The following is a 25,312-nucleotide window of genomic DNA, read 5'->3' on the forward strand; positions in this document are numbered from 1 at the left end:
TTTTGTTATTTTTTGGTGTAATACTCTACATCCCATTAAGGTTGTTTTATGCTCAGAGTGTCACTCTCTGAGCTATTTTTCTGTATATTTTTTCAGGTAGAATGTTGGAACAATAAGGTTGAGGAGGGATTACATATGGCAGAAATGTTGACGGTTTTTGATGAAAAAGGGCATCCGATTGGTGTGAAAGAAAGAGATCATGTCCATCAGGATGGGGATTGGCATGAAACCTTCCATTGTTGGATGTTCCACATGGAAGGTGAGAATATCCAATTACTGCTGCAACAAAGAGCGGATCATAAGCAGGATTTCCCGAGCCTTTATGATATTACAGCTGCCGGACATATAGAAGCAGGGGAGGATGTACGTCTGGCTGGCGTCCGGGAAATCGAAGAGGAAGTTGGTTTTAAGGTGGCCCCGGGGGAGTTGGCCTATCAAGGCGATTTCAAGGAAGAATTGAAGGAAGGGACACTCTTAGACCGTGAGATTTGTCATATTTACCTTCTACCATGGACAAGTGATAGGTCTTTTAAAATTGGAGAAGAAGTGAAGGATATCGTTTCTGTGCCACTGGATGATTTGGAAGAGTTAATGGATAAACAAGGGAGCGTAAAGGGGTTCTCTATTCTTACTGGAAATGAGAAAGCAGTGACTCGTAACAACCTTGTCCCTCATGAAAAAGGATATGAGCGGTACATCTTTCATGTGATTCGTGAATATGTCGCAAAACTTTGACAATATTCCTGCTTTTTCTATATAATTTCTCATTAAGTGATAGAGAGAGGAGACGAACGATGACGAATACATCATTTGATACGAAAATCGTACACCATAAAGCGGATCAGCGACTTGTGCCGAATAGTAAGAGCACGCCGATTTACCAGACGTCCGCCTTTACATTCAAAGACTTGGATCATTTAGAAAGTTATTATGAGGGAAACAGCCCTTATTTATATACAAGAGAGCGGAACCCCAATACAGATGAACTTGCGGGGACCGTTGCGGAACTGGAGGAAGCGCCAGCCGGGGTGGCCTCTTCATCCGGAATGTCAGCCATTCTTGCCGGTATTCTAGCGGTTGCAAAACCAGGGGATCATATCGTTGCCGCAGAGGATGTTTATGGGGGTTCACACAAGCTGATCACCAAAGAGCTGTCCACGTTCGGTATTGATGTCACGATGGTTTCTTTTTCAAATCTTGAGAAAGTTTCAGAGGTGATCACGGATCAAACGAAGCTTCTCTATACGGAATCGATCTCCAATCCTTTTTTAAGGGTGGAAGATTTAGAAGGTTTAGTCGCCCTTGCTCGTAAAAAGAATGTCAAAACGATGGTTGATAATACGTTCGCTACCCCATACTTATTGCAGCCGTACTCGCATGGAGTGGATCTTGTTGTCCATAGTGGGACAAAGTATATTGGTGGACACAGTGACGTGACGTGCGGGGTATTGGTCGGAAATGAAAATCTGGTTCAGGCCGCTACTCAAAAGATTGTCACATTTGGTGCGAATCTGAGCCCGTTCGAAGCATGGCTGACTCAACGGGGGGCAAAAACATTAGGTCTTAGAATGAAAAAACAATCATACAATGCAGAACAGGTAGCGAAAGCCCTGGGTGAACATGATGCCGTCCGTACCGTCTATTATCCTGAAAAGGTATCGGAAAGAGGGAACGGAGCCATTGTGACCATTGAGCTTAATGATTCGATTGATGTAGAGGCGTTTTTCCGTTCACTCGGTTGGGTGAAAATCGCCCCTACGCTCGCAGGTGTGGAAACAACGGTTTCTTATCCTGTCCGTACCTCTCATCGTGCGTTATCGAATACTGAACGTGAGAAAATTGGCATCAATGATTATGTGATTCGTCTGTCGATTGGCATTGAAGATCATGAAGATATTGTAAAACAGCTGAAAAAAGCGCTCGCAGATTCTAAAAATTAAATTTTCTAAAATAATTGACTTTTCTGATTGTTATCCGTTATAATTCTCAACATAATCAATCAACTGCATACATCTCTTATCAAGAGAGGCTGAGGGAATAGGCCCTGTGAAGCCCGGCAACCTTCAAACATCGGTTTGAAAAGGTGCCAAGTCCTACAGATCAGATTGATCTGGTAGATAAGAGGAGGAATCGAAATAACAAACCCTCTTCTTATTTAGAAGAGGGTTTTTTGCTGTTCGGTAAAAGGTCCATGGACTATTCGTATGCTTAAAGCCAACTATATCTATAAGAATAGGAATCAATCTTTTTGAGGAGGAAATAAACATGACGAATTCATTTGAAAGCTATGATGTTGATACGATTTCTTTACACGGAGGACAGTCACCCGATCCGACGACAGGATCTCGTGCAGTCCCGATTTACCAAACGACCTCCTATGTTTTCCATGACACAGAACATGCCCAGAGTCTCTTTGCCCTAGACGAACCTGGAAATATTTATTCCCGTATCGGAAATCCGACCGTTGATGTTTTTGAAAAAAGAATGGCCCTCTTGGAGGGAGGGGTGGCTTCTGTAGCGACGGCTTCCGGAATGTCTGCCATTGCACTATCAATTTTGAACATCGCAGGCTCCGGAGATGAAGTGGTTGCTGCGGCAAATCTTTATGGTGGGACTTATAATTTATTCGCTAATACTTTACCGCGATATGGCATTAAAGTTCATTTTGTTGACCCGGAGGATCCTGAAAACTTCCGTAAAGCCATTACAGACCGAACGAAAGCGGTTTTTGCTGAAACGATCGGAAATCCGAGCCTCCACGTGCTCGATATTGAAAGGGTGGCGGCTGTTGCTCATGAGCATGACCTTCCACTTCTCATCGATAACACATTCGCCACCCCTTATACGTGCCGTCCCATTGAGCACGGAGCCGACATCGTCATCCACTCCGCAACGAAATGGATTGGGGGTCACGGAACGGCTATTGGAGGAGTGGTCGTAGACGGAGGACAGTTCAATTGGGGGAACGGCAAGTATCCCGTATTCACTGAGCCTGATGACAGTTATAACGGGATCGTTTATACCGCTGACTTTGGAACCCTTGCCTATATAACGAAACTGCGTGTTCAATTGCTTCGTGATTTTGGATCTTGTTTGAGCCCGCATAATGCTTTCTTGTTATTGCAAGGATTAGAGACGCTGCATTTGCGTGTCGCCCGCCACGGGGACAATGCACAGGAAATCGCAGAATACTTACAAGGACATCCTGATGTGGAATGGGTTTCGTACCCAGGGCTCCCTACACATCCAGCTCATGAACTAGCCAATCGTTACCTTGATGGAGGGTATGGTTCGATCGTAAACTTTGGCATCAAAGGTGGACGGGAAGCTGGAAGAAGTGTGATCAATAATATTTCGCTCTGGTCTCATGTAGCAAACGTCGGAGATGCCAAATCATTGATCATCCACCCTGCTTCAACGACACATCAGCAATTGTCCGTTGAGGATCTTGCTGCAAGTGGAGTGACGGAGGAATTAATTCGCTTATCCATAGGACTTGAATCGAGCAAAGACTTGATCAACGACCTTGATCGTGCCATTGCAAAAGCGACAGGAAGAGAAACAGACCGCACGGCCATTACAGAAAATGATGAAGGTGTCATCAAGTGGGCCTTGAGCTCCTCCAAAACCCAAGAAGGTGGAGACACACGACCGAAACGTTTAGCGGTGGTCGGGTTGAGCGGGAAGCCCTCCCGTCCGAGTCATCGTCTAGCCAGAAAAATGCAGAGACTGGGCTACCAAATTGTCCCTGTAAATCCAAGAGAAACAGAAGTATTAGGAGAGAAGGCATACCCAGATTTGAGATCGATTCCATTTAAAGTTGATGTTGTGCAAGTATTCCGGAGCCCAGAAGCAGCTATTGAAATTGCTAAGGAAGCAGCAGAGATCCGACCGGACGTTTTCTGGCTGCAAGAAGGGGTCATCGCCCCGAAGGCGGCCCAGATCGCAAGTGAAGCTGGACTTGAAGTGGTGCATAACCGTTGTACCTATAAAGAAGCCCAGCGGTTAAGAGGAACCATTGATACCTATGCATGTGAAATCTAGAAACCAATAATAGAGGAGGATGGAAAATGAAACTAAAGAAAACGTTCATCACTTTAGGGTTACTTGCGACATTGGGGCTTGTAGGTTGTTCGGGAGATGCAGAAGGGGAAAGCAGCTCACTAGATAAAGTAACGCTCGATTATGCGTATTATTCTCCGACGAGTCTAGTATTGAAAGAGAAGGGTTTCGCTGAAGAAATTTTCCAAGATGAAGGGATCGAAGTGGAATGGGTTCTCAGCCAGGGAAGTAACAAAGCCCTTGAATTCTTGAATTCAAGCAGTGTAGACTTCGGTTCGACTGCCGGCGCTGCGGCCCTGATGGCGAAAGCGAATAACGCTCCCGTAGAATCTGTTTATTTGTATTCCAAGCCCGAATGGACGGCACTTGTTACGAACCCTGATAGTGGAATATCGTCCGTGGAAGATTTGAAAGGAAAGAAGGTAGCGGCAACGCTCGGGACAGATCCTTATATTTTCTTAGTTCGCGCACTGAAAGATCACGGGCTTTCCACGGATGACATTGAGCTTGTGAATTTGCAGCACCCTGAAGGAGCATCTGCACTTACTAATGGAAACGTCGATGCGTGGGCCGGGCTCGATCCTCATATGGCTCGCAATGAATTAGAAGGCGGGGCGGAACTCTTCTACCGTAAGCCGGAATTCAATACTTACGGAACGCTGAACGTTCGGTCGGACTATGCCAAACAACATCCGGAAATCGTTAAACAGGTCATTGAAGCTTATGAAAAAGCAAGAGAATGGACAGTTGAGAACCCTGAGAAAGCAGCAGAAATCCTTGCTGAAGAAGCGGGATTGGATCTAGAAGTAGCCAAGAAGAGTTTGGAACGGAATGATCTCTCGAACCCTGTACCAGGAGAGGCGTTGAGGGAAACCGTTCTAGGAGCCGGTCAAGTGCTTCAGGAAGAAGAAGTCATTAAAGCAGACGTGGATATTGAGAAAATTACAGAAGCACTTATCAATCCGCAATATGCGGAAGAAGTGATTAAGTAAAAAGGAGGGAACACGTTTATGTCCAGTCGTACAGAAACGACCGTCAGACCGGCAGCCCGGGTGAATAAAGCTCGTGCGGTGAAGAGAAACCTATCTGGTTCCTGGCTCGGTCTGATCCTTCCTGTTTTCATCATCCTTTTGTGGGAGTATGCTTCGAGGTCGGGGTGGGTGGCTCCTCATTTGCTTCCTTCTCCAACGACCGTTGTGAATGAAATGGCGGCACTGGCTCAGGGGGGAGAGCTTTTGGGGCATATCACCATCACGCTTTACAGAGTTTTTGCTGGCTTTCTAGCAGGTGCAATAGCGGCGGTTCTTCTCGGAGCAGCGACAGGTTATGTAAAAGTCATTCATCAGTTGCTCGACCCCATGCTGCAAGCATTGAGAGCCATTCCGTCCCTCGCTTGGGTTCCATTATTTGTTTTGTGGATCGGTATTGGAGAAGCTTCTAAAATCACCCTTGTGGCTGTGGGTGTCTTCTTCCCGGTGTACTTGAATTTGACTTCAGGCATACAGGGAATTGATCGTAAGTTGATTGAAGTTGGTAGAATATACAATTTCACAAGTCTTCAGCAAATCAAAAAAATCATTCTTCCAGCCGCCTTGCCATCTTTCATCGTTGGCTTAAGGAGTGGACTGAGTCTCGGGTGGATGTTCGTGGTCGCAGCAGAGTTGCTCGGCGCAAGCCAGGGTCTTGGGTATTTGATGGTGTACGGTCAGAATACCTCAGCTCCATCCCTCGTAATTGGAAGCATTATACTGTTTGCCATCTTTGGAAAAATCACAGATGAAATCTTGAAGAGAATTCAGACCAAAACGTTGAAATGGCAGGACAATCTGGAAAATGCCTCATAAAGGAGGGTGTCTATGTTAGCTGTCCATCAAGTATCGCGCACATTTCAAAATGGGAAAGCAGGATTTGAGAATATCAATTTGCAGTTGCAGAGAGGAGAAGTTGTCGGTGTCCTGGGAACGAGTGGTTGTGGCAAAAGTACACTACTGCGTGTTCTTTCAGGTCTGGATCCGCAATTTGAAGGAAGCATTCGCACAGAGGCGGAACGCCCGGAAGAAGCTTTCGGAATGATGTTCCAAGAGCCGAGACTCATGCCGTGGTTAACCGTTTTGGATAATGTGACGTTCGGCTTTTCTAAAAAGCAAAAGAAGTCAGAGGCGTTGGACTTAATTGAAACGGTGGGACTGCAGGGGTTTGAAAAACATTATCCCAAAGACCTATCAGGTGGAATGGCCCAGCGAGCAGCAATTGCCAGATCTCTGCTCAGTCAACCGGACATCCTCCTCCTGGATGAACCGTTTAGTGCTCTTGATGCTTTTACAAAAATGCAGCTGCAAGACTTACTATTGTCCATTTGGGAAAAGCGTAGGACGACGACCTTGCTCGTCACCCACGACATTGATGAGGCGCTCTATTTATGTGACCGAATCGTAATCATGCGCGGTCAGCCGGGGCAGATCGCATCAGAAATCTTCATCAATCGTTCCAAACCTCGAAAACGAGGGGACCACCGCTTGGCTGAGTTGAAAGAAGAAATATTGAAGGAATTGGATTTCACCAAACCATAAGGAGGAGCTAGATCATGACAGCAGCGATCATCCCACCACAACCTGCAAAATACAATATAGAAGCAGAATGGATGGAAGGAGAGCCTTTTGATTGGATTGCCGTAAACGATCGTTTTACGTGGAATGTGACTGGTAAGGTGAATATGGCATACGAATGTGTGGACAGACATGTCGATGAAGGAAGAGGGAACCGGGTCGCATTACACTACGTATCGGAGAAGGGAGAATGGACCCTTACCTTCGCTGAGCTTAAGAGTGAAGTCAACCGCTGGGCGAATGTGCTCCTTCAACATGGTGTAAAAAAAGGGGACTTCGTTTTCGTCTTTTTACCAAAACATCCCCGCTGTCACATTGCGATGTTGGCCGCCATTAAAATTGGTGCGGTGGTCGGTCCTTTATTTGAAGCTTTTATGGAAGAAGCGGTAAAAGACCGCATCAATGACTGTGAGGGCAAGTATCTAATTACAGACGATTCCTTTATGGATCGAGTGAACAGAGAAGAGATTCCAAGCCTGACAACGATTTTCACTACGAATCAAACGGGTGGAGCCATTCCTTCCATTACAAAGGAAGCAGAAGAAGCGAGTGACGAACTGGACACGGTGTGGGTGGACCTCGATGACGGGCTCAACATTCATTATACGAGTGGATCGACCGGGAAACCAAAAGGAATCATCCATGCCCATCGAAACATGATCCAGCAGTATCAGACGGGACGTTGGGTGTTGGATCTGAAAGAAGACGATGTGTACTGGTGTACAGCACATCCCGGATGGGTGACAGGTACAGTCTATGGAGTATTCGCCCCCTTGTTGAACGGAGTGACTACAGTCATTCACGGAGGACGCTTTTCTGCGAAAGCGTGGTATGAAGTATTGGAGAAGGCTAAAGTTTCTGTATGGTACAGTGCCCCCACCGCCTTTCGGATGATGAAATCCCAGAGTGAAGATATGCACGCCCGCTATGACCTTTCTTCTCTACGTCATATTTTAAGTGTTGGAGAACCACTCAACCCAGAAGTCATTCACTGGGCATATCAAAAGTGGAATTTGAGGATACATGATACATGGTGGATGACAGAAACTGGAGCGCAGCTGATTGCTAATCTTCCCACACGCCCGATCAAACCTGGCTCCATGGGACGTCCGATACCTGGAATTGAAGTCGAAATCCTTAGTGAAGATGGGCAGCCGCTTCCTCCATATGAGACAGGACATCTGGCCATTCGATCCGGCTGGCCTTCCATGATGAAAGAAGTGTGGAAGAACCCGGGTAAATTCTCTTCCTATTTCCCGTTTGGTGAAGAGTGGTATTTGGCTGGAGATTTAGCCTATAGGGACGAGGAAGGTTACGTATTCTTTCAAGGCAGAAGTGATGATATGATCAATTCTTCTGGAGAGCGTATTGGTCCTTTCGAAGTGGAAAGCAAATTACTTGAGCACCCAGCTGTAAGAGAATCGGGAGTGATTGGAAAGCCCGATCCAGTACGTGGAGAAATAGTAAAAGCTTTTATTGTTGTTCATGATGGATACAAGCAGCGGGAAGGTCTCTTGGAAGATTTACGACATTTTGTGAAAACCGAGCTCGCTGCCCACTGTGCTCCAAGGGAAATTGAAGTTATAGAAGAACTTCCGAAAACACAGATCAGCGGGAAAGTTTTGCGGAGGGAATTGAAGAAGCGGGAAAGTGCTAATTCTTGATAAAGAACGGCTGTCACATAAGTGGCCGTTTTTTTATGCAACAGGATAATATTATATGCATGGCTAGAGGGGGATTTGTGAATATGTAATAAATTCTAAACATTCTCATAATGTAGAAATAACTATGAATCTCGCGGTTTCAATGGCCATTGAAAGTTATGCAGCACCGTTTGGTACATAGTTGTATAAGAAACTACCAGCAAATTCTATTCAATTTTCAATCATTCTGTGTTATAATTTATAAAGCACATTTACACCCGCACTGGTTGCAACCATCTATGAAGAGCCTGAAACACAACCATATCAAGGCTCGAAGGTACCGAATTCTATATTGTAAGTAAGTCTTTTTTTAATGCTTTTTGACATGGCAGGGAACATGTCGCCTTTAAGTATTTTCACTTTTTAAACAAAATAATAAGTAAGCGTTTTCATAATGTTGTAGGAGGTTACTTCATGAAACTAACAACCAAGATTTTTATAGGTTTAATTCTTGGTGCTATTGTAGGCTTAGGTCTGCATTTAGCTGCGCCTGATTTGTTCACTACGTTAGATGCTTATGTTTTTGGCCCTTTAGGTACGGTATTCTTAAATCTTATTAAAATGCTAGTTGTACCAATCGTGTTCTTCTCTATCACACTAGGTACCGCTTCTCTTGGTGACCCAAAGAAATTAGGTAGAATCGGTGGAAAGACCATTGCATTCTTCCTCGTCACAACGACGATTGCGATCAGTATTGCGATTTCTCTTGCGTACGTTTTCCAGCCTGGGAATATTGACATCAACCCAGCGGGGGCAGAGTATGAAGCTCAGGAAGCACCTGGTGTTGTCGAAACATTTACAAACATTATTCCGACAAACCCTATCCAGGCAATGACGGAAGGGAACATGCTTCAAATTATCGCCTTCGCGATCTTCATCGGCTTCGCACTTGCGATGCTTGGTAAGAAGACGGAAGGGATTTACAAGCTTGTCGAACAAGGAAATGAAATTATGATGTTCCTTGTAAACTTGATCATGCGCTTTGCTCCTTATGGTGCCTTCGGTCTCCTTGCTTCTGCGATTGGAACGATGGGAATCGACGGTATGAAAGGGATGGCTATGTACATGTTCGTCGTCATCCTAGGATTAATCATCCATGGAATCGTGACGTACGGGTCTGCTGTTGCATTCCTAGGAAAGATGAATCCAATCAAGTTTGTCAAAGGGTTCTTCCCTGCGATGACGGTCGGTTTCAGTACATCAAGCAGTAGTTCAACACTGCCAATTTCCATGAAAACAGCCCAGGAAAACTTGAATGTTCCGAAGCCTGTCAGCAGTTTTGTTCAGCCTTTGGGTGCAACCATCAACATGGATGGTACAGCGATCATGCAGGGTGTAGCGACAATTTTCATTGCTCAAGTCTACGGTTCTGACCTTTCCTTTGCGCAACTGGTTATGGTCGTCCTGACGGCGGTTCTTGCAAGTATTGGTACTGCAGGGGTCCCGGGTGTAGGATTGATTATGCTTGCGATGGTTCTTAACCAAGTCTCTCTGCCAGTCGAAGGAATTGCTCTCATCATCGGTATCGACCGACTGCTTGATATGCTACGTACATCCTTGAACATCACGGGTGACGCAGCATGTGCTGTCGTAGTTGCTGAATCAGAGCGGAAATACGGCATCGATGAAGATGCCAAACGTATGGAAGCATAAAGCATAATAAACGAAAGTGCAACCTTTTTGGTTGCACTTTTTTATTTTCATATAAATCTATCTCTCCAAATGCCCCATTTTCTTATAGGTTATTAAACTAAATGGCAGGATTGTGGAAGGGTAGGGAATAAAAGGATGATGTGTCCGGCTGCTTTTGAAGCAGTCGGATTTTTTATGGAAAGCAAATGAATTTGTTATATGGACACAAAGGTTTTCGTATGAGAAAGAAGAATATTAGTAACAAAGAATAGGAGAGGGGTGACGTGTATCCGAGGCCTTTGATGGGTATAGTAACAGATAGATCATTTAGAAGAGGTGATACGATGTTTTATTCAGTGACATTACAAAAAATAATCTTTCTAACAGGGATCGGTGTCATTATTGGGGCCATCATCGGATTTTCGTCTGTTCTGGGATTCGGTCTTGATGGATCCGTTTTCGTCCTTTCTATGTTCTTGAGTATCATCAGTGTTTATGCGACGGCCATGTACGCGGAACTCTATCATATCCGTGAAGCCATCAATAAACAAAACAAGAATCTTTAAGAGAAATCATAGAAAAAACTCAATAATAGAATGGTTATGTATAAGACGCCTACAATCGCCATGGTCCAATACGTGGCCTTCGTAATTTTTTTGAAGATCACGAAAAACGTGGCGATGACAGCGGAAATGATAAAAACACTATAAAATATGTCCAACTCCTTTAACCCCTTTCTTCATTATTGTTGCTATTGTAATGGAAACGGAACAATTATGCGAGGAAGAGGAGAGGGTGGAATGTTTGGCAATGAGTGTATAGCTGCGGTTTATCCGCAGGTTGTAAAGGGAACAATGGAAGATAGTATCCAGAGAGGATGGGTGCTCCATGACCCTGTTTGATGGATTGTTTTTAGTAGTGACGGCCTTTTGGCTGGCAGAGTTTTTTATATTCAGAAATGATCGGACGGGAGAAAGTGGTTCTCATGAACGCCGCTCTTTTCTGCTGATCCTCGCGGCCGTGGTCGTGACGCTCGTATTTTCTCTCTTTATGCAGGAATGGGACATTGGGATTATTCATCATCGAGGAATCTGGTGGATAGGATTGGTGGTGTACGCCATTGGAGTAGGCCTGAGATATTGGGGAATTCTCCATCTGAAAGATCAATTTACACGCAACGTCTCCGTTCAAGAAGGAGACCGCCTCGTGAGTAGTGGTCCTTATCGTTTACTCAGACACCCTCTTTATACGGGGCTTTTATTCATCATTATTGGGTTTTGTTCAGGACTTGGTAACCTGTATGCAGCCCTCATATGTGGAATTTTCATGACAATCGCATTACTACATAGAATTAAGCTCGAAGAAGCGATGCTCGTGGAGCAGCATGGGGACCGATACAAAAGATGGTGCCGCTCGAGGTACCGGCTGATTCCTTTTGTCTATTAATTTTGGAGGTGGATGGATTGAAAAAGAAAACAGCGGTTGTAGTGGGAGCAGGTTTAGGTGGTATGTCAGCAGCAATTCGACTGTCGGCAGATGGTTATGATGTGAAAATCATTGAAAAGAACAGCAACATAGGTGGAAAGCTGAACCGCAGGGAAGGAAAAGGGTTTACGTTTGATACTGGACCATCCATATTGACGATGCCTTGGGTGCTGGAGCAGCTTTTTGAAAGTGTACATCGTCGTCTTGAGGACTACATTACTGTAGAACGTGTTGAACCTCAATGGCGTACATTTTTTGAAGATGGTACACAACTGGATGTAACGAGTGACCTGCCAAACATGCTGGAAGAGATGGCTAAGGTCACCGAACGGCCGAATCGAAAGCTGACAGACTTCTTGTCCTACAGTCAGGATATGTATGAACTCTGTATGAAGAGTTTTTATAAATATAGTATTGAAGACCTGAAAGATTTGAAGAAACATCATAAATTGAGTGAACTATTCCAGATGGATCCGATGAATACGGTAGCGAAAGCGACGCACAAGCACTTTGATAACAAATACCTGGAACAGCTGTTCAACTATTTTGTGATGTACGTAGGCTCTAATCCTTATGCTACACCGGCTATTTTAAACCAGCTCGTCTATGTTCAGCTCGGGCTTGGCATTCATTATGTTAAAGGCGGTATGTACAAAATTGCCGAGGGTATGGGGCGTCTTATGGAAGAGCTGCGTATCGATGTGGAATTGAATACTCCGGTCCAGCGATTTGTCGTTGATGGTGATCGTGTCATCGGTGTAGAAACGGCAGAAGGAACGGTTCACGAAGCGGATGTAGTCGTCTCCAACCTTGAGGTCATTCCAGCATATCGGAAGCTAGCCCCGCAAACATCCAAAGTGAAGAAAGAAACTAAAGCTCTCGAGAAAAAATTCGATCCTACCGTATCAGGGCTTGTGCTGTTACTTGGTACAGATCGCAAGTTCGAGAATTTGAAGCATCATAATTTTCTATTCTCTGAAGATCCGGAAAAAGAATTCAAACAGATTTTTGAAGAAGGTAAGCCGGCGGATGATCCGACCATCTATATCGGAATCTCAGCAAGGTCTGATGAAACACAAGCGCCTGAAGGGAAAGACAATCTCTTTGTACTTACACACGTTCCACCGCTTGAAAACAAAAAGCGTAAGCCAATTGACTGGGATGCCTATCGTGAAACGGTGTTGGATAAGTTGGAGCGTATGGGTATGGAAGGTCTGCGCGATTCTATCGAGTTTGAGTATCGTTTTACTCCTGAAGACCTTGAGGCCTTATATGGTCCAAACGGTGGATCGATTTATGGGATAGCGGCTGACCGCAAGTCCAATGGTGGATTTAAGATCCCTTCCAAGAGTCAAATTTATGATGGGCTCTATTTTGTCGGTGGCTCTACCCACCCGGGTGGAGGTGTACCGATGGTCACATTGTCGGGACAGCTGACTGCCGACTTGATTAAAGAGAAGGAAACAGAACCCGTTCACCAATAAAACAAAAGCTCAGCGCCGTCGAGGCACTGAGCTTTTTGTATGAGAGACAGACCTTTATTCTTGGGTTCCATTCATTTACTGTTTACCTGTGTGAAGGGAAGGGAATGGTTGAAAAATGCCATACTGAAGTCGAGTTGAAGGAGTTTTTTTATGAGCGACTGGATGATTTTTGCTCTGTTTTTTATATCAGGAATTTTAACCTTTTTCATAGCATCAAGACTTGCGATATTTGGAGATGCGGTGAAAGAAAAAACGAGAGCATCTTCCGCTTTCATGGGAGCGATCATTGGTATAGCTATCTCGCTGCCTGAATTGACATCAAGCGTTACGGCGATCGTCATCGACAGCCCTGACTTGGCTGTTGGGAATTTGATCGGAAGCAACTTATTCAACATCATGGGGCTTGCGATTTTTGACATTGTCTATCGCCGCTATCAAATATTGACGCATGCCACTGTTGAGAGTAAGTTATATGGCTGGCTTGTGATTTTGATGACACTCATTGTCATGGCCGGTCTTAGTTTGACCCTGCCGACCCATATTTTCCACATTAGTTATACATCCATTGTCATTGTGGTTCTCTACTTTGTTGGTTCCAAGTTCATTAATGACCGGACAGAGTACCAGGGTAGAAAAGTGAAACGACAAAATGAACGATACAAAGACTTCTCCTATAAGCAGGTGCTTTGGCGCTTCATTTTATATGCTTTTCTCATTATGGTTATTGGCAGTGTGCTGACCATCACGGCGGAGCGTATATCCGTGATTACAGGCATTGGTGCCTCGTTCATTGGAGCTTTTTTGGTAGCCATCAGTACATCATTACCTGATGCTGTAAGTGTAGGAACGGCGCTCAAACTCAGGAATTTCAACCTTGGAATCAGTTCGCTACTCGGAAGTAATGCGTTCAACCTGATGATACTTGCCATTACAGATTTTATTTATTTCAAAGGGAATCTTCTTCAGCAATCGTCTCCTGCAAACATGGTCACAGGGGTGACGTCCATCGTGTTCATTCTATTAATCATCTATAGTATTACACGAAAAAATGTCCGCGCATGGAATTACTTGATTCCTTCATTCTTAATTATTGTGAGCTATTTTGTCACTACTTATATAGCGTTCCAGATGAAATGAAAAGCATGCTCTCCCATTTAAAAGTCGGGGAGTGGTTGATATCCAGCGGATTGAAGTTTCTTGGTACTGGGTGAAGGAAGTGAAGGAGGTGAGTGGATGGATTGGCCGGAACGTTTAGTGAACGAAGCGAAAAAAAGGATAGAACCCTATGATGTGGAAGGTTTCGTTCTAGGGAAAGGCGACCATCGTGGCAGAGTCATGATCGTCGGTGAGGCACCTGGTGAAAATGAGGCGGTTAAAGGTGAGCCCTTTATTGGAAGGGCAGGCGATGAACTGGACAAACAACTCGACTATCTCGGTTTATCAAGGGAAGATGTGTACATCACCAGTGTAGTCAGAAGTCGTCCCTACAAATGGGTGAATACGAACAAGAAGGGATCAGGAGGGAAGCGGAAAGCCAACCGTAAACCAAACCAAAAAGAAATTTATGCTCATGCCAAGCTGCTCGATTACCAAATCGAACAAATGAAACCTGAGATCATTATCGCTCTTGGGGGAGTCGCATATGAGCGGCTGACCGGTGATAAGGGGAAAATTAGTGATGTTATTGGTGAAGCCATCCGCACCCGTATACAAAGGGAAGAGGGTGGAGGATATGGGGAGACGGAGAAAGAATATACGGTCGTTCCTCTCTATCATCCAGCGGCTATTTTCTATAATCCAAAAATCAAGGAAGATATCTATCATTCACTTGATCGGTTGAAAGATTATTTAGAGCGTGAAGAGGAGTAAGGCTATTGTTACCTTCAGCGGACATATATTTTAAATAAAAAGGAGATCCACCATGAGAGGTGGTTCTCCGTCTAAGGAGTTAACTGTCTCCATTTTGGTTCATCTGAACCTTTTCAAAGACAAAGTAGCCCTGTGTACTGGCCGTTGCAGCTCCTAAGCCTGTGCTTCTCCAGCTACGGATGGCGATTCGATTTTCGTCGTCATCTCCTTTGATTCTGTAAATTTTCGTTTCAGGGAGAAAAGCGGTCACACTCTCCAATGCGTCAGAACCCTCGCCTGGTTCTTTGTGGTTGATGGTTCCAATGACATCTCCGAGCTCCTTGGGTGAGACTCTTTTTGCTGTTTGGAAAAACTGCTCATCCTCATGAATGACGTACGTTTCCCTGACCATCATCGACGTTTTGTGCTTCTGTGAGTTATCGGCTTTAACAAATGTGGAAGGTGGCTCTACAGCTGCTGTCTTCAGCTCAGGTACGGTGTCTTTGGTCATCAGCAAACCCGCTGTTTCCGGTGGCTGGTGGTTTTGTGAGAGTTGCCATCCTGTAAACAGGAGGAGGGTTGCTGTTGGGAGGAGGAGGGACTTCCTGCCCGCGTGTGATTTCTTTTGTTTCTTTATGTGGGAAGATTTCAAGACCATCTTCTTCATATGTCTTTCATCAAATGGGACCTGGTCATATTTCACGTTCTGGTCCATTTTTTTTAGTTTACGATCAATCAAATCACTCACTCTGGGAACTCCCTTCCGATGTTAACCTTTCTTGCAGTAGTTGACGTGCGCGTCTTAAACGAGTCTTCACTGTGTTCGGACTTGTGTTCAGCACATTCGCCAATTCATTGATGTCGAACTCTTCAAAGTAATATAAAATGATGATTTCTCTGTATTTATCTTCAAGCTTCAGCACATGAGTCAGCAGGGTCTCATCTTCATCCTGCTGCAGCACGAATTCTTCCGGAGTCTCCTTTGTTGAAGGGATGGAACGAAATAGTTCCGTACCTTTTTTAACGACTCTTTTCATGTATGAGCTTTTTAAATGGTCTTTACACAAGTTAATGGTAATCTTGTATAACCATGTTTTTATCGTAGATTCTTTTTTGAAACTGGCATATTTCTGGTATGCTTTAATAAACGTTTCTTGAGTAATATCTTCAGCTAGCGCATAATCTTTTACATATGAATAAGCGAGCCATTTTAAATCATGGCCGTATTCTTGAATCCACTCTTCCAGCTGTTCCTCATCATGTTCTTCGGGTTCATATGTAGATTGTGAGCGTTGGTTGCGTATCAATTTTTCCCACCTCATCTGTTTAGACGACACTCCCCGAGAATAAGTTTTTACTTTGCTTTATTTCTTATGAGCATATCTATGTATTCGATAGAAATCACCGTTTTCCTTTTTAAAAAAGAGGGAGGGTCGTGGATGTATGCGGTCCTCTATGATTATCGGAGGGGTATGGAATGCAAAGACCTGGGCGTTGGCTTGCTGTTGCGGGATTTTTCTTATGGCTGATATGGAAAATTTCCTTTTCTATTGAATGGCTGGAATTTTCGATAGGTTTCAGTTTATTTGTTCTTGTTCCACTTTTACTTGAAGAAGCAGTCAAAGATTTTCGGGAAGATCGAGCGGAACATTGGTTGTGGCAGTGTCTGGTATGCCTGCTCCCATTTTCTATATCAGGGGTCTTGTCTTTATCCATGGAGGCGGGTTGGGAAGCAGCCGCGTGGGGGTTCATTTGGTTCATTTATACATTATCCGTGGCAGTGGGAGGCGTCTGGCGTTTTCGATTGCGTCAAGGGACGAGGGTGGAAGAGTTAAGTATCGATGCCGGTTTTCTATATTTATCCTTCGCCGGTCTCTTCCTCTTCTTCTCCCGTCTGCCTATAAAAAATTTCGGCTCATTTTCGACACGGGAATGGATTGTTTTGGCGTTGTTTTTTCACGGAGTTGTTTTTTTATTGGCCGTGATCACTGGGTTCTTCGGTCGGTACCGAAAAGAGATGGTGGTTAAGTCGAAAAAGCAAGTCGATCGACCTTACCGTTTTTTAGTTATTATGGTTCTCATCAGTCCCGTAATTGGTTTCTTCAGTCTCTTGTATGGAACGGAAGCAATCATTCTTTCAGTCGTCATCTTTTCATTTTTACTTGTTTGGATGTGCTTGTGGTGGTTCTGGTTATCGGTTGAGTTTAAGCCATGGGTACAGACGGCGTTGATTTTGACGAGCCTCATGGGGTTCAGTATCGTTGGCAGTGCGTTGTGGAAGGGATTGAGTATCGGTCGTTTGAGTAGTGTAGGGATGCTTGCCACCATTCCACCGTATGGATTCTTTTCTGCCTTGCTCTTTTCGTGGTTGATTGTTTTTGCATGGAGAGGTGTAAGTAAGCCCCGTCGAATGGTGCCTGAGAGCGATTAGCTTGCTGGGAAATGTTTCACGTGGAACTTGGATCTTCCTGTCGATCTTTGAACAGAATTCTACTATATAGAATAGCAGAAGCTTCCTCTTCAGTTATTACGGATTTATGCTATAATAAAAATGAAACGGCGACAGCTGCAACTGTCGCCAGGATACCGTTCGCATATCATGGATTCTGGCCTTCACTACGTGTGGAGGTCTATTTTTTATTGTTCATTTTTATGATGAGCGCAAGGAGCGTAATGATGAACGTTCCAAACGCGAACATGATCATAAGAGATTCATATGTGCTCATCGATGGCCTCACACCCTTTCTATCACAATCTTTTTTATAATAGGGAACGGTATCTATCTATAAGGATACCATATTTTGCGAAAAATAAGAACGTGTGTTCGTAAAATAGACAGAAGGAACTAAAAAACTCCGGCTTACCCGAGATGGTAAGCCGGAGTTTTTTTATATGATTGACCTTGGGTTAATAGGGGGAACCAAGGTGAATCCACGAGTGATATTTTATTGCGCTGTCTTCGTTTCGGTAGGTGTTTTTGTTTCAGAATCAGAATTCAAACCGTCCAGGCGGTGGAGCAAACCGACTCCGAAATCGCCACCTGTACTTGGGTTGATGTTCTCATTGAAAATTCCACGGCTTGTTTCGTAAGCTTGAGAACCATGCTCGGAGAAATCAAGGCCGGATATTTCTTCTTGTCTAGAAACTCGGATGCCGACAGTGCTTTTGACAATAAAGACAACGACTGCTGTGGTCAGCATCGTCCATGCAATGACAGACAAGACGCCGATCGCCTGAATACCTAGAAGGCTTGCGCCACCACCGTAGAAGAGACCACCTTCAACGGCGAAAAGCCCTACAGCGAGCGTGCCCCAGATGCCGCAAATTCCATGAACAGCGATAGCGCCGACAGGATCATCAATGCGAACAACTCGATCAAGAAACTGAACAGATTCTACTAAAATGATACCTGCGATCAAACCGATGGCCAGTGCACCAACTAAGGAAACGTTGGCTGTTCCTGCGGTGATTCCCACTAATCCTGCAAGAGCGCCATTCAATGTAAGGGAAGCGTCAATACGCTTGAATTTAGCGTAAGAATAAAAAGCGGAGCTTATAATTCCTGCGGATGCAGATAATAGAGTTGTCGCGATAACAGAAGGAACAAGAGATGGGTCAGCAGCAAGCGTACTTCCGCCGTTAAAACCGAACCAGCCGAACCATAAAATGAAGACACCAAGTGCACCTAAAGGAATGTTATGACCTGGGATAACATTCACTTTCTTGCCACTGTATTTACCAAGGCGGGGGCCTAAGAACATGACTGTGACAATGGCGCCGAGCGCACCTGTTAAGTGGACGACAGTTGAACCGGCAAAATCAACAAATCCAAGCTCGGAAAGCCATCCTCCGCCCCAAACCCAGTGACCAACGACTGGATAAATGAAACCTGTCATAACAACAGTAAGAAGCAGATAAGAGCCTAGTTTCATACGTTCAGCGACGGCTCCGGAAATGATCGTTGCACACGTGGCTGCGAATACTGCTTGGAACACGAAGAATCCGATCTGGTCTTCCTGGCCGCTTAAAAGGAAACCATCAATTCCGATGATGCCCCCGCCGGAAGTACCAAACATAATACCGTACCCAACGACAAAATAAAGGACGGCAGCGATGGACATCGTCATGAAGTTCTTCATTAAGATGTTCAGTGCATTTTTCGAACGAGTAAAACCGGATTCGACCATAGCGAACCCTGCGTGCATGAAGAATACTAAGAAAGCGGCAATCATGACCCAGACCATGTCGACAGATTGCAGAACAGTTTCTGCAGATATTGCGGTTTCAGCGCTCGCAACAACTGGAAATCCTAGGAGAGCGAATAAGAACAAAGGAACGACTTTTTTCATAAATGAATTCTTCCTTTCGAAATAAAGTATTAGATTAGTGCTTCTTTGCCAGTTTCGCCTGTTCGGATACGGAACACTTCATCAATCGTAGAAACAAAGATCTTTCCGTCCCCGACTTCATTTGTAGCGCATGTATTGATGATGACGTCAACCACTGACCCTAATTCACTGTTCTCCACGACCATTTCTACCTTTACCTTTGGATAAAGCTTAATTTCGAAACGGCTGCCTCTGAATATTCCTTCCTGACCTTTTTGTTGACCACACCCGGCCACTTCGGACACCGTTAGTCCTTTCACGCCTAGCTCGTCAAGGCTCTGCCTCAATTCCTGAAATGCTTCAGGACGGATGATTGCCTCCACCTTTTTCATGACTATAGTCCTCCTTTTACCTATGTGTTAGGTTTCCTTACACATTGAGTAAGTAATTAAACCTAACTATAAAATAAATATTCTGAAAAATCAATACACTTTTTGATAATATGTCAGATAACTTGACATAAAAGCGCTTTCTTTAATAAAAAGGAAGACCAGGTCATCCAGAATATGGATGACCTGGTCGGGTGATCGGTGATATTTGATCGATAGATACGTTAAAGATCGTCAAAGCCGTTAGTTTCGGATACTTTGGTGTACTGGCGTGATTTTTGTTCGAAGAAGTCGGACTTTCCTTCATCGACTTCTTGGTAAGCCCTGATCCATTTTAATGGATTTTCTGTATAGGAAGGGAATGGCTTTTCTGCTCCAAGGAGCCTGCATCGTTTGTTAGAGATATAACGGATATAGTCTTCAAGGTCTTGAATTGGAATCCCTGGGAATTGGTTGCCGATCAGATGGTTTGCCCATTTGATTTCAAGTTCAGCTGCTTGTTGGAATGTATCGGTTACAAACGCCCGGTAGGATTCATGATCCAACTCAGGGTTTTCTTTTAGTGTTTCGTTGAAGATATGCCCGAACAAGCTGACATGGATTTGTTCATCACGGTTAATGTAGTTGATCATCGTACTTGTAGAGACCATCTTCTGATTCCTCGCAAGGTTATAGAAAAAAGCGAATCCGGCATAGAAGAAGAGACCTTCAAGAACGACATCATAAACAATGGACTTCAGAAAGCTATCTAACGAAGGATCATCAGCGAATGCCTGATATCCATCGGTAATAAACGTGTTGCGTTCTTTAAGGACTTCATCATGCTTCCAATAATCAAAAATCTTTTCCTGTTCTCCTTGATCCACGAGCGTGGATAGAACATAGGAGTAAGATTGGTTATGGACAACTTCCTGAAAAGCGAGGACTTGCATCAAGGCAGAGAGACTTGAGTCGGTCAAATAGTCTGCGACTTTTCCTGAATAATCAGTCTGTATAGAATCCAAAAATGCCAGCAGCCCAATAATTTTTTTGAAGGCCGTCTGTTCTTCTTCTGAAAGACCCGGCCACTGCTTCAAGTCGTTGCTCATGTTGATCTCATTGGGTATCCAAAAATTTGCAAGCATGGTCTTATTCATCGGGTATGCCCAGGAATAGCGGGTGTCATCCCAATTTAAGATGTTCGAACTTTTACCGTTGACTATGCCTGTCGAGGCATTCGGTGCTTCATAATCGACGAGCTTTCTTTTTTGTATGGATGCTGGCATCGTTACCTTCCTCCTTATTTATGATGAGCAGACTTCACATTCGTCAAACTCTCCCTGACTGGATGTCGACCGCGTATAGTAGGTCGTTTTCAATCCATGTTTCCAGGCTGTCAAGTGGATATCTAACAGTTCTTTTGCTTGTATGTTGTTCCGTACATACAGGTTAAATGAGACGGATTGATCGATATACTTTTGTCTGATGCTGTTCTGCCTGATGGATGCGTGTTGATCGACATCATAGGCGGATGGATAGTATCCATAGGTTTCATAGGTTAAGTCAGGGGCGGTGACAGGAATCTTGTAATCTTTCTTCTCTTCGGAATAAAACTTTTTGAAAATCGGATCAATACTGGCTGTACTTCCCGCGATGAGGGAGGTGCTTGAGTTCGGTGCTACGGCCATCAAATATCCATTTCTCATTCCACTCTTGGAAACCTTATCTTGCAAGGCTTCCCAGTTCCATGTGCCTTCTTGGTCAAACGTTCGTTTAATGAAGAAATCTCCTGTCTGCCAGTCTGATCCTTCGAATAGAGGGTAACTCCCTTTTTCAACAGCCAAATCAGAACTTGCCTCAATGGCATGATAGGCAACGGCTTCATAAACTTCCTTGGTATAGTCGAGTGCTTCCTCAGATTCCCAATCGATTTTTTTCTTAGCAAGAAGGTGTGCCCAACCGAAAGTGCCAAGCCCAACGCCGCGATAAGTTTGGTTCGTGAGTTGTGCTTGTAAAACAGGGATGGTATTCCGGTCGATGACGTTATCGAGCATGCGAACTTGAATGGAGATCAAGCGCTTCAGAACACCACTTGGAACAGCACGTCCGAGATTAATGCTCGACAAGTTACAAACGACAAAATCACCTGGTGTCTTCACGGAAATGATTTTACCGTCTTCCACGTATTGTTCATCCTGAATGGTCGGCTTTTGGTTCTGGGTAATTTCTGTGCAAAGATTGCTGCAATAAACCATCCCTGCGTGACTATTTGGGTTCATACGATTGACTTCATCTCTGTAAAACATATAAGGTGTTCCTGTTTCCAGCTGACCGATCATGATGCGCTTCATAATTTCAATAGCCGGCACTTTTTCTTTAGAAAGGTGGGGGTGGGAGACACACTCGGCATATTTCTCCCGGAAGGATCCCGATCCTTTTTTTTCATCAAAGTGGTCTTCCAGTGAATAGCCCATGATCCTACGGACTTCATGAGGATCGAACAAGTACCAGTCCTCACGTTTTTCTACCGCCTCCATAAAGAGGTCGGGGATGGATACGCCTATGAAAAGATCATGAGTTCGCTGGCGTTCGTCCCCGTTATTCAAACGGCTGTCGAGGAAAGGGAAGATATCTTTATGCCATACATCTAAATATACGGCCACAGCTCCTTGCCGTTGACCCAGTTGGTCTACGCTGACGGCCGTGTTGTTAAGCTGTTTCATCCATGGGAGGATTCCTGACGAGACACCTTTGAATCCACGGATGTCACTGCCGCGGCTTCTGATTTTACCTAAGTAGACTCCGATACCCCCACCATGCTTACTCAAGTTGGCGATATCTGTATTACTGTCGTAGATGGACTGTAAGGAATCATCAATGGTTTCGATGAAACAGGAGCTCAGCTGCCCATACCGTTTTCCTGCATTGGCGAGGGTAGGAGTAGCGACCGTCATATACAAGTGACTCAGTGCCCAATACGCTTCTTTAACGAGAGAAAGACGCTTCGATGTTTTTTCCTCAGCCATCAACACCATGGCAATGATCATGAAACGTTCTTGTGGAAGTTCATAGACTTTCTTCTCTTTGCTCTTCGCAAGATAGCGGTCGCTTAACGTCTTCAAACCTATATAGGTGAAGAGTTGATCGCGATGAGGGACGAGAGATTCCTCTAATTCTTCTATTTCTTTCTTTGTGTAGTATGTAAGGAGCTTCCTGCTGTAGATGTTCTTCTCAATCAATGTTTCAATCAGTCCGTAGAAGTCCTCATAAGCTGCAGATGTGGATCGGTTGTACGAGGACTTTTCATACAGGTCTTCCAGGTGGATGCGGCTCGCAACATACGTCCAATCCGGGCTTGTTTCGTCGATTTCTGCAAGGCACCCCAGGATGAATGCATGTTTATCATTCATAAAGCTGGGAGACTTTTGGATGAGTCGTTGTACATCCAAATGAGGAAAGGCTGCTTCCCATTCTTGAATTCTCTTTTGCCAGCACGTGTTTCTTCTTATGGTTTCCATTCTTTTTCACTCCTTGAAAATGAAGGTGTATGTTCATTAAAAGTCAGTATTCGGAAAAATAAAAAAATCCGCTCAACGAAAATTGAGCGGATGAAACCATGAAACGAAGAGAAGACACGTGGGCCTTCGTTCCATCGCTTCATCTTCTCAATCCCCGAAGAAGTTGAAACTGCGACGAACGAAGACAGGTCTCCTGGCTGACACTCGATCTTACTCTGGTCCTTCCCGTGCAAAGCACAGTGGAATGTCCATTTCGCGAGTGATGACAGTTGCGGGGGCAGCTCCGGATTCTAACCGGATTCCCTATTAAGCCTTGTGGCATCTTCTGTTCGTAGATACTATATATAGTGTTTATTTTAATTTAAATTAGCTTATCTTGTGTTTCTATCATAACGCTGAAGGAGGAATCATGCAACTCTTTTTTATTAGAGTTCGACAAGAATAGAGCTATCCTCTCTGTTATGATCCGCTATAATGGAGGGTAGGAAATAAATTTGAAAGGGATGATGGTGTGGCACAAACGTTTAATTGGCATAAAGAAGCGGAGAAGCAATGGAATGATCGTGCTGAAATGTGGAATTCAAAAAGTAGAGAGATGTGGGATGATGGAAGCAGGTGCACAATCATTCCTTTTATGACGAAGCATATATCGAAAGGGAAGGTGGCTGATCTAGGATGCGGAGATGGTTATGGATCGTATCTGCTTTACAAAGCAGGTTTTGACGTCACGGGACTTGATTTGTCTGAGGACATGGTTATGCGCGCAAATGAGCGAGTGAATGATGAGCGCATCTCATTTGTTCAAGGGGATTTGACAGACCTGCCGTTTGAGGATGAATCTTTTGACGCCGCGATGGCGATCAATTCACTCGAATGGACAGAAGTCCCGTACAAGGGCCTGGAAGAGATGAAGCGGATCTTGAAACCGGGAGGCCGGTTATGTGTGGGCCTACTTGGACCTACAGCGATGCCACGCATCAATAGTTATCGCAGGGTATATGGAGAAGAGGTCATTTGTAATACGATGATGCCATGGGAACTGCAAAAAATGGCAGAGGAAACTGGCTGGGCCTATGTAGAAGGGCAAGGAGTATATAAACGCGGGGTGGAAGAACACCATATCGCGGAGCTGGATGAAGAATTAAAACAAGCCTTAACCTTTATGTGGATTTTCATCTTCGAAAAACAATAAACAACAAAAGCACCCGTTATGCGGGTGCTTTTGTTGTTTTGGGAATAAATGTATGACCTGGTACACCGGATAAACACATATTTGGAAATAAATGTATGGCAAGGTCATCCGTTATTTCCCATTATCGGACCAGAGGAATTCTTTGATTAGTTGGTCGACTTCTTCGAGTTCGTGGAGGCCGGAGTGGGTGGCCAAAGGGTTGTAGAGGCGCTTTTCCTCATATTGGCCAAAGGGGACAATGGCTTCCAATCCACTCACACTCGAGGCATGGACAAGTCCGTCCCAATGCGCGGTTTCAGGGTCATCGCCATTAATCACACCAGCTATAGCCAACACTTCCACATCATTCGGGAATTGATCTTTGTTTTGTACCATTTGCTTTAAAGCTTCAGATCTCGGTCGCAGGTCAGTCGTCGCCTCTCCGTAATTGGATGCGAAGTAGCCTTCTTTTTCAATGCCCTTAAAGGGGCTTGCAATGACCGATAGCTTCTCTACTCGGGGAACAGAATAGTGATGTTCACTCAGCATGTAATTCACCGAAGCCAGACCTCCCATCGAGTGGCCGACGAGATTTACCTGTTGGATGTTGTAATCGGCTTTTAACCGCCTCATGATCTCAGAAAGCCAATGAGTCTGGTTATAGATGCTTGCGCGATTGTTTTCGAAAAGCACTTGAATGAATGGGTTGTGCGTTTCAGCAAAGCCACCTCGAATGGTGACATGCCCGCGGCTTGAGACATAAACCGTCATATGTTTCTGTCCCCACTGCAGGTTCTGCATCCGGTCCATCATCGTTTCAAAACTTCGCGGTCCGCCTTTGTAGCCATGCACAAACAGTGTGGGTACAAGGTCTTCACGATCGACGGGTTCAGAACTTCCGGGTCTTGAGTTGATCATAAAAAAGAGCAGCCCGATCAGAAGGGAGCCCATCAAGATCGGTGCCCATTTTTTCCATAGCATAACGTTTTCCTCCTGAAAAACAGATCTATGAATAGTGTAACGGGTAACGCGTGGCGCTTCCTGGTATATTTATGAAAAAAGAATGACAATGTGTCGAACATATCATTAGCATACCCGGACCTGTCA

24 protein-coding genes and 2 riboswitches are annotated in these 25,312 nt (G+C 44.6%); of the genes, 15 read left to right on the forward strand and 9 right to left on the reverse strand.

The window, feature by feature from the left end; all coding sequences use genetic code 11:
* The first annotated feature begins 135 nt into the window (after positions 1-135).
* From K2225_RS18110 to K2225_RS18150, 9 genes are all read left to right on the forward strand, one after another.
* Positions 136-735: an NUDIX hydrolase gene (locus tag K2225_RS18110; RefSeq protein WP_220586047.1), complete on the forward strand. Its 600-nt coding sequence runs from the start codon at positions 136-138 to the stop codon at positions 733-735.
* Between the two features lie 59 nt (positions 736-794).
* Positions 795-1,940 (forward strand): trans-sulfuration enzyme family protein, encoded by a 1,146-nt coding sequence (locus tag K2225_RS18115; RefSeq protein WP_220586048.1) that lies wholly within the window; start codon positions 795-797, stop codon positions 1,938-1,940.
* A gap of 73 nt (positions 1,941-2,013) precedes the next feature.
* A riboswitch (SAM riboswitch) is annotated at positions 2,014-2,124 on the forward strand.
* A gap of 141 nt (positions 2,125-2,265) precedes the next feature.
* A complete protein-coding gene (locus K2225_RS18120; RefSeq protein ID WP_220586049.1) occupies positions 2,266-4,044 on the forward strand; it encodes a PLP-dependent aspartate aminotransferase family protein in 1,779 nt (592 codons plus the stop codon).
* A gap of 26 nt (positions 4,045-4,070) precedes the next feature.
* Complete coding sequence (locus tag K2225_RS18125) at positions 4,071-5,054, forward strand: aliphatic sulfonate ABC transporter substrate-binding protein (protein ID WP_220586050.1); 984 nt, start codon at positions 4,071-4,073, stop codon at positions 5,052-5,054.
* Between the two features lie 18 nt (positions 5,055-5,072).
* Positions 5,073-5,906 carry an ABC transporter permease gene (locus tag K2225_RS18130; protein ID WP_220586051.1) on the forward strand — a complete coding sequence of 278 codons (834 nt, stop codon included), beginning with the start codon at positions 5,073-5,075 and terminating at the stop codon, positions 5,904-5,906.
* Positions 5,907-5,918: 12 nt separating this feature from the next.
* A complete protein-coding gene (locus K2225_RS18135; protein ID WP_220586052.1) occupies positions 5,919-6,632 on the forward strand; it encodes an ABC transporter ATP-binding protein in 714 nt (237 codons plus the stop codon).
* Between the two features lie 14 nt (positions 6,633-6,646).
* On the forward strand, positions 6,647-8,332 hold the full coding sequence (acsA, locus tag K2225_RS18140) for an acetate--CoA ligase (protein WP_220586053.1): 1,686 nt from the start codon (positions 6,647-6,649) through the stop codon (positions 8,330-8,332).
* 453 nt (positions 8,333-8,785) lie between these two features.
* Positions 8,786-10,024, forward strand: coding sequence for a dicarboxylate/amino acid:cation symporter (locus K2225_RS18145; RefSeq protein WP_220586054.1), 1,239 nt, complete (start codon positions 8,786-8,788; stop codon positions 10,022-10,024).
* Between the two features lie 323 nt (positions 10,025-10,347).
* Positions 10,348-10,569, forward strand: a complete 222-nt coding sequence (locus K2225_RS18150; protein WP_146818422.1) for a hypothetical protein — start codon at positions 10,348-10,350, stop codon at positions 10,567-10,569.
* Here K2225_RS18150 and K2225_RS18155 read toward each other — a convergent pair.
* Entirely contained in the window at positions 10,566-10,724 is a 159-nt protein-coding gene (locus K2225_RS18155) for a hypothetical protein (protein WP_220586055.1), read from the reverse strand. The genes K2225_RS18150 and K2225_RS18155 overlap by 4 nt on opposite strands.
* A gap of 167 nt (positions 10,725-10,891) precedes the next feature.
* On the opposite strand from K2225_RS18155, the gene K2225_RS18160 reads away from it, so the two are divergent.
* The 4 genes from K2225_RS18160 to K2225_RS18175 all read left to right on the forward strand — a co-directional run bounded on the left by K2225_RS18160 (position 10,892) and on the right by K2225_RS18175 (position 14,841).
* Positions 10,892-11,449 carry a methyltransferase family protein gene (locus K2225_RS18160; protein ID WP_220586056.1) on the forward strand — a complete coding sequence of 186 codons (558 nt, stop codon included), beginning with the start codon at positions 10,892-10,894 and terminating at the stop codon, positions 11,447-11,449.
* A 17-nt stretch (positions 11,450-11,466) separates the two neighbouring features.
* Positions 11,467-12,972 carry a phytoene desaturase family protein gene (locus K2225_RS18165; protein WP_220586057.1) on the forward strand — a complete coding sequence of 502 codons (1,506 nt, stop codon included), beginning with the start codon at positions 11,467-11,469 and terminating at the stop codon, positions 12,970-12,972.
* Between the two features lie 150 nt (positions 12,973-13,122).
* On the forward strand, positions 13,123-14,109 hold the full coding sequence (locus K2225_RS18170) for a sodium:calcium antiporter (protein ID WP_220586058.1): 987 nt from the start codon (positions 13,123-13,125) through the stop codon (positions 14,107-14,109).
* A gap of 96 nt (positions 14,110-14,205) precedes the next feature.
* Positions 14,206-14,841, forward strand: a complete 636-nt coding sequence (locus K2225_RS18175) for a uracil-DNA glycosylase (protein WP_220586059.1) — start codon at positions 14,206-14,208, stop codon at positions 14,839-14,841.
* A gap of 79 nt (positions 14,842-14,920) precedes the next feature.
* Here K2225_RS18175 and K2225_RS18180 read toward each other — a convergent pair whose 3' ends face one another.
* Together K2225_RS18180 and K2225_RS18185 are read right to left on the reverse strand one after the other, a co-directional pair.
* The gene (locus K2225_RS18180; RefSeq protein ID WP_220586060.1) at positions 14,921-15,568 is read right to left on the reverse strand and encodes a hypothetical protein; all 648 of its coding nucleotides are present in this window, start codon (positions 15,566-15,568) and stop codon (positions 14,921-14,923) included.
* On the reverse strand, positions 15,561-16,127 hold the full coding sequence (locus tag K2225_RS18185; protein ID WP_255574692.1) for a sigma-70 family RNA polymerase sigma factor: 567 nt from the start codon (positions 16,125-16,127) through the stop codon (positions 15,561-15,563). The genes K2225_RS18180 and K2225_RS18185 overlap by 8 nt, the downstream gene beginning before the upstream one ends.
* Before the next feature lie 170 nt (positions 16,128-16,297).
* On the opposite strand from K2225_RS18185, the gene K2225_RS18190 reads away from it, so the two are divergent.
* Complete coding sequence (locus tag K2225_RS18190) at positions 16,298-17,251, forward strand: YndJ family transporter (protein WP_220586062.1); 954 nt, start codon at positions 16,298-16,300, stop codon at positions 17,249-17,251.
* Between the two features lie 199 nt (positions 17,252-17,450).
* Here the strand turns inward: K2225_RS18190 and K2225_RS18195 are convergent, their stop codons facing one another.
* The 5 genes from K2225_RS18195 to K2225_RS18215 all read right to left on the reverse strand — a co-directional run bounded on the left by K2225_RS18195 (position 17,451) and on the right by K2225_RS18215 (position 23,034).
* On the reverse strand, positions 17,451-17,546 hold the full coding sequence (locus tag K2225_RS18195) for a putative holin-like toxin (protein WP_146818406.1): 96 nt from the start codon (positions 17,544-17,546) through the stop codon (positions 17,451-17,453).
* 219 nt (positions 17,547-17,765) lie between these two features.
* Positions 17,766-19,169 (reverse strand): ammonium transporter, encoded by a 1,404-nt coding sequence (locus K2225_RS18200; RefSeq protein WP_220586063.1) that lies wholly within the window; start codon positions 19,167-19,169, stop codon positions 17,766-17,768.
* Positions 19,170-19,198: 29 nt separating this feature from the next.
* The gene (locus K2225_RS18205; RefSeq protein WP_220586064.1) at positions 19,199-19,540 is read right to left on the reverse strand and encodes a P-II family nitrogen regulator; all 342 of its coding nucleotides are present in this window, start codon (positions 19,538-19,540) and stop codon (positions 19,199-19,201) included.
* A 221-nt stretch (positions 19,541-19,761) separates the two neighbouring features.
* Entirely contained in the window at positions 19,762-20,802 is a 1,041-nt protein-coding gene (locus K2225_RS18210) for a ribonucleotide-diphosphate reductase subunit beta (RefSeq protein ID WP_220586065.1), read from the reverse strand.
* 18 nt (positions 20,803-20,820) lie between these two features.
* On the reverse strand, positions 20,821-23,034 hold the full coding sequence (locus K2225_RS18215; protein ID WP_220586066.1) for a ribonucleoside-diphosphate reductase subunit alpha: 2,214 nt from the start codon (positions 23,032-23,034) through the stop codon (positions 20,821-20,823).
* A 167-nt stretch (positions 23,035-23,201) separates the two neighbouring features.
* A riboswitch (cobalamin riboswitch) is annotated at positions 23,202-23,375 on the reverse strand.
* Between the two features lie 230 nt (positions 23,376-23,605).
* On the opposite strand from K2225_RS18215, the gene K2225_RS18220 reads away from it, so the two are divergent.
* On the forward strand, positions 23,606-24,226 hold the full coding sequence (locus K2225_RS18220) for a class I SAM-dependent methyltransferase (protein ID WP_220586130.1): 621 nt from the start codon (positions 23,606-23,608) through the stop codon (positions 24,224-24,226).
* Positions 24,227-24,337: 111 nt separating this feature from the next.
* Here K2225_RS18220 and K2225_RS18225 read toward each other — a convergent pair whose 3' ends face one another.
* A complete protein-coding gene (locus K2225_RS18225; RefSeq protein ID WP_220586067.1) occupies positions 24,338-25,186 on the reverse strand; it encodes an alpha/beta hydrolase in 849 nt (282 codons plus the stop codon).
* Positions 25,187-25,312 lie beyond the last annotated feature (126 nt).

The sequence above is a fragment of the Halobacillus sp. Nhm2S1 genome (assembly GCF_019599545.1).
In the GTDB taxonomy this organism is placed as follows: domain Bacteria; phylum Bacillota; class Bacilli; order Bacillales; family Halobacillaceae; genus Halobacillus.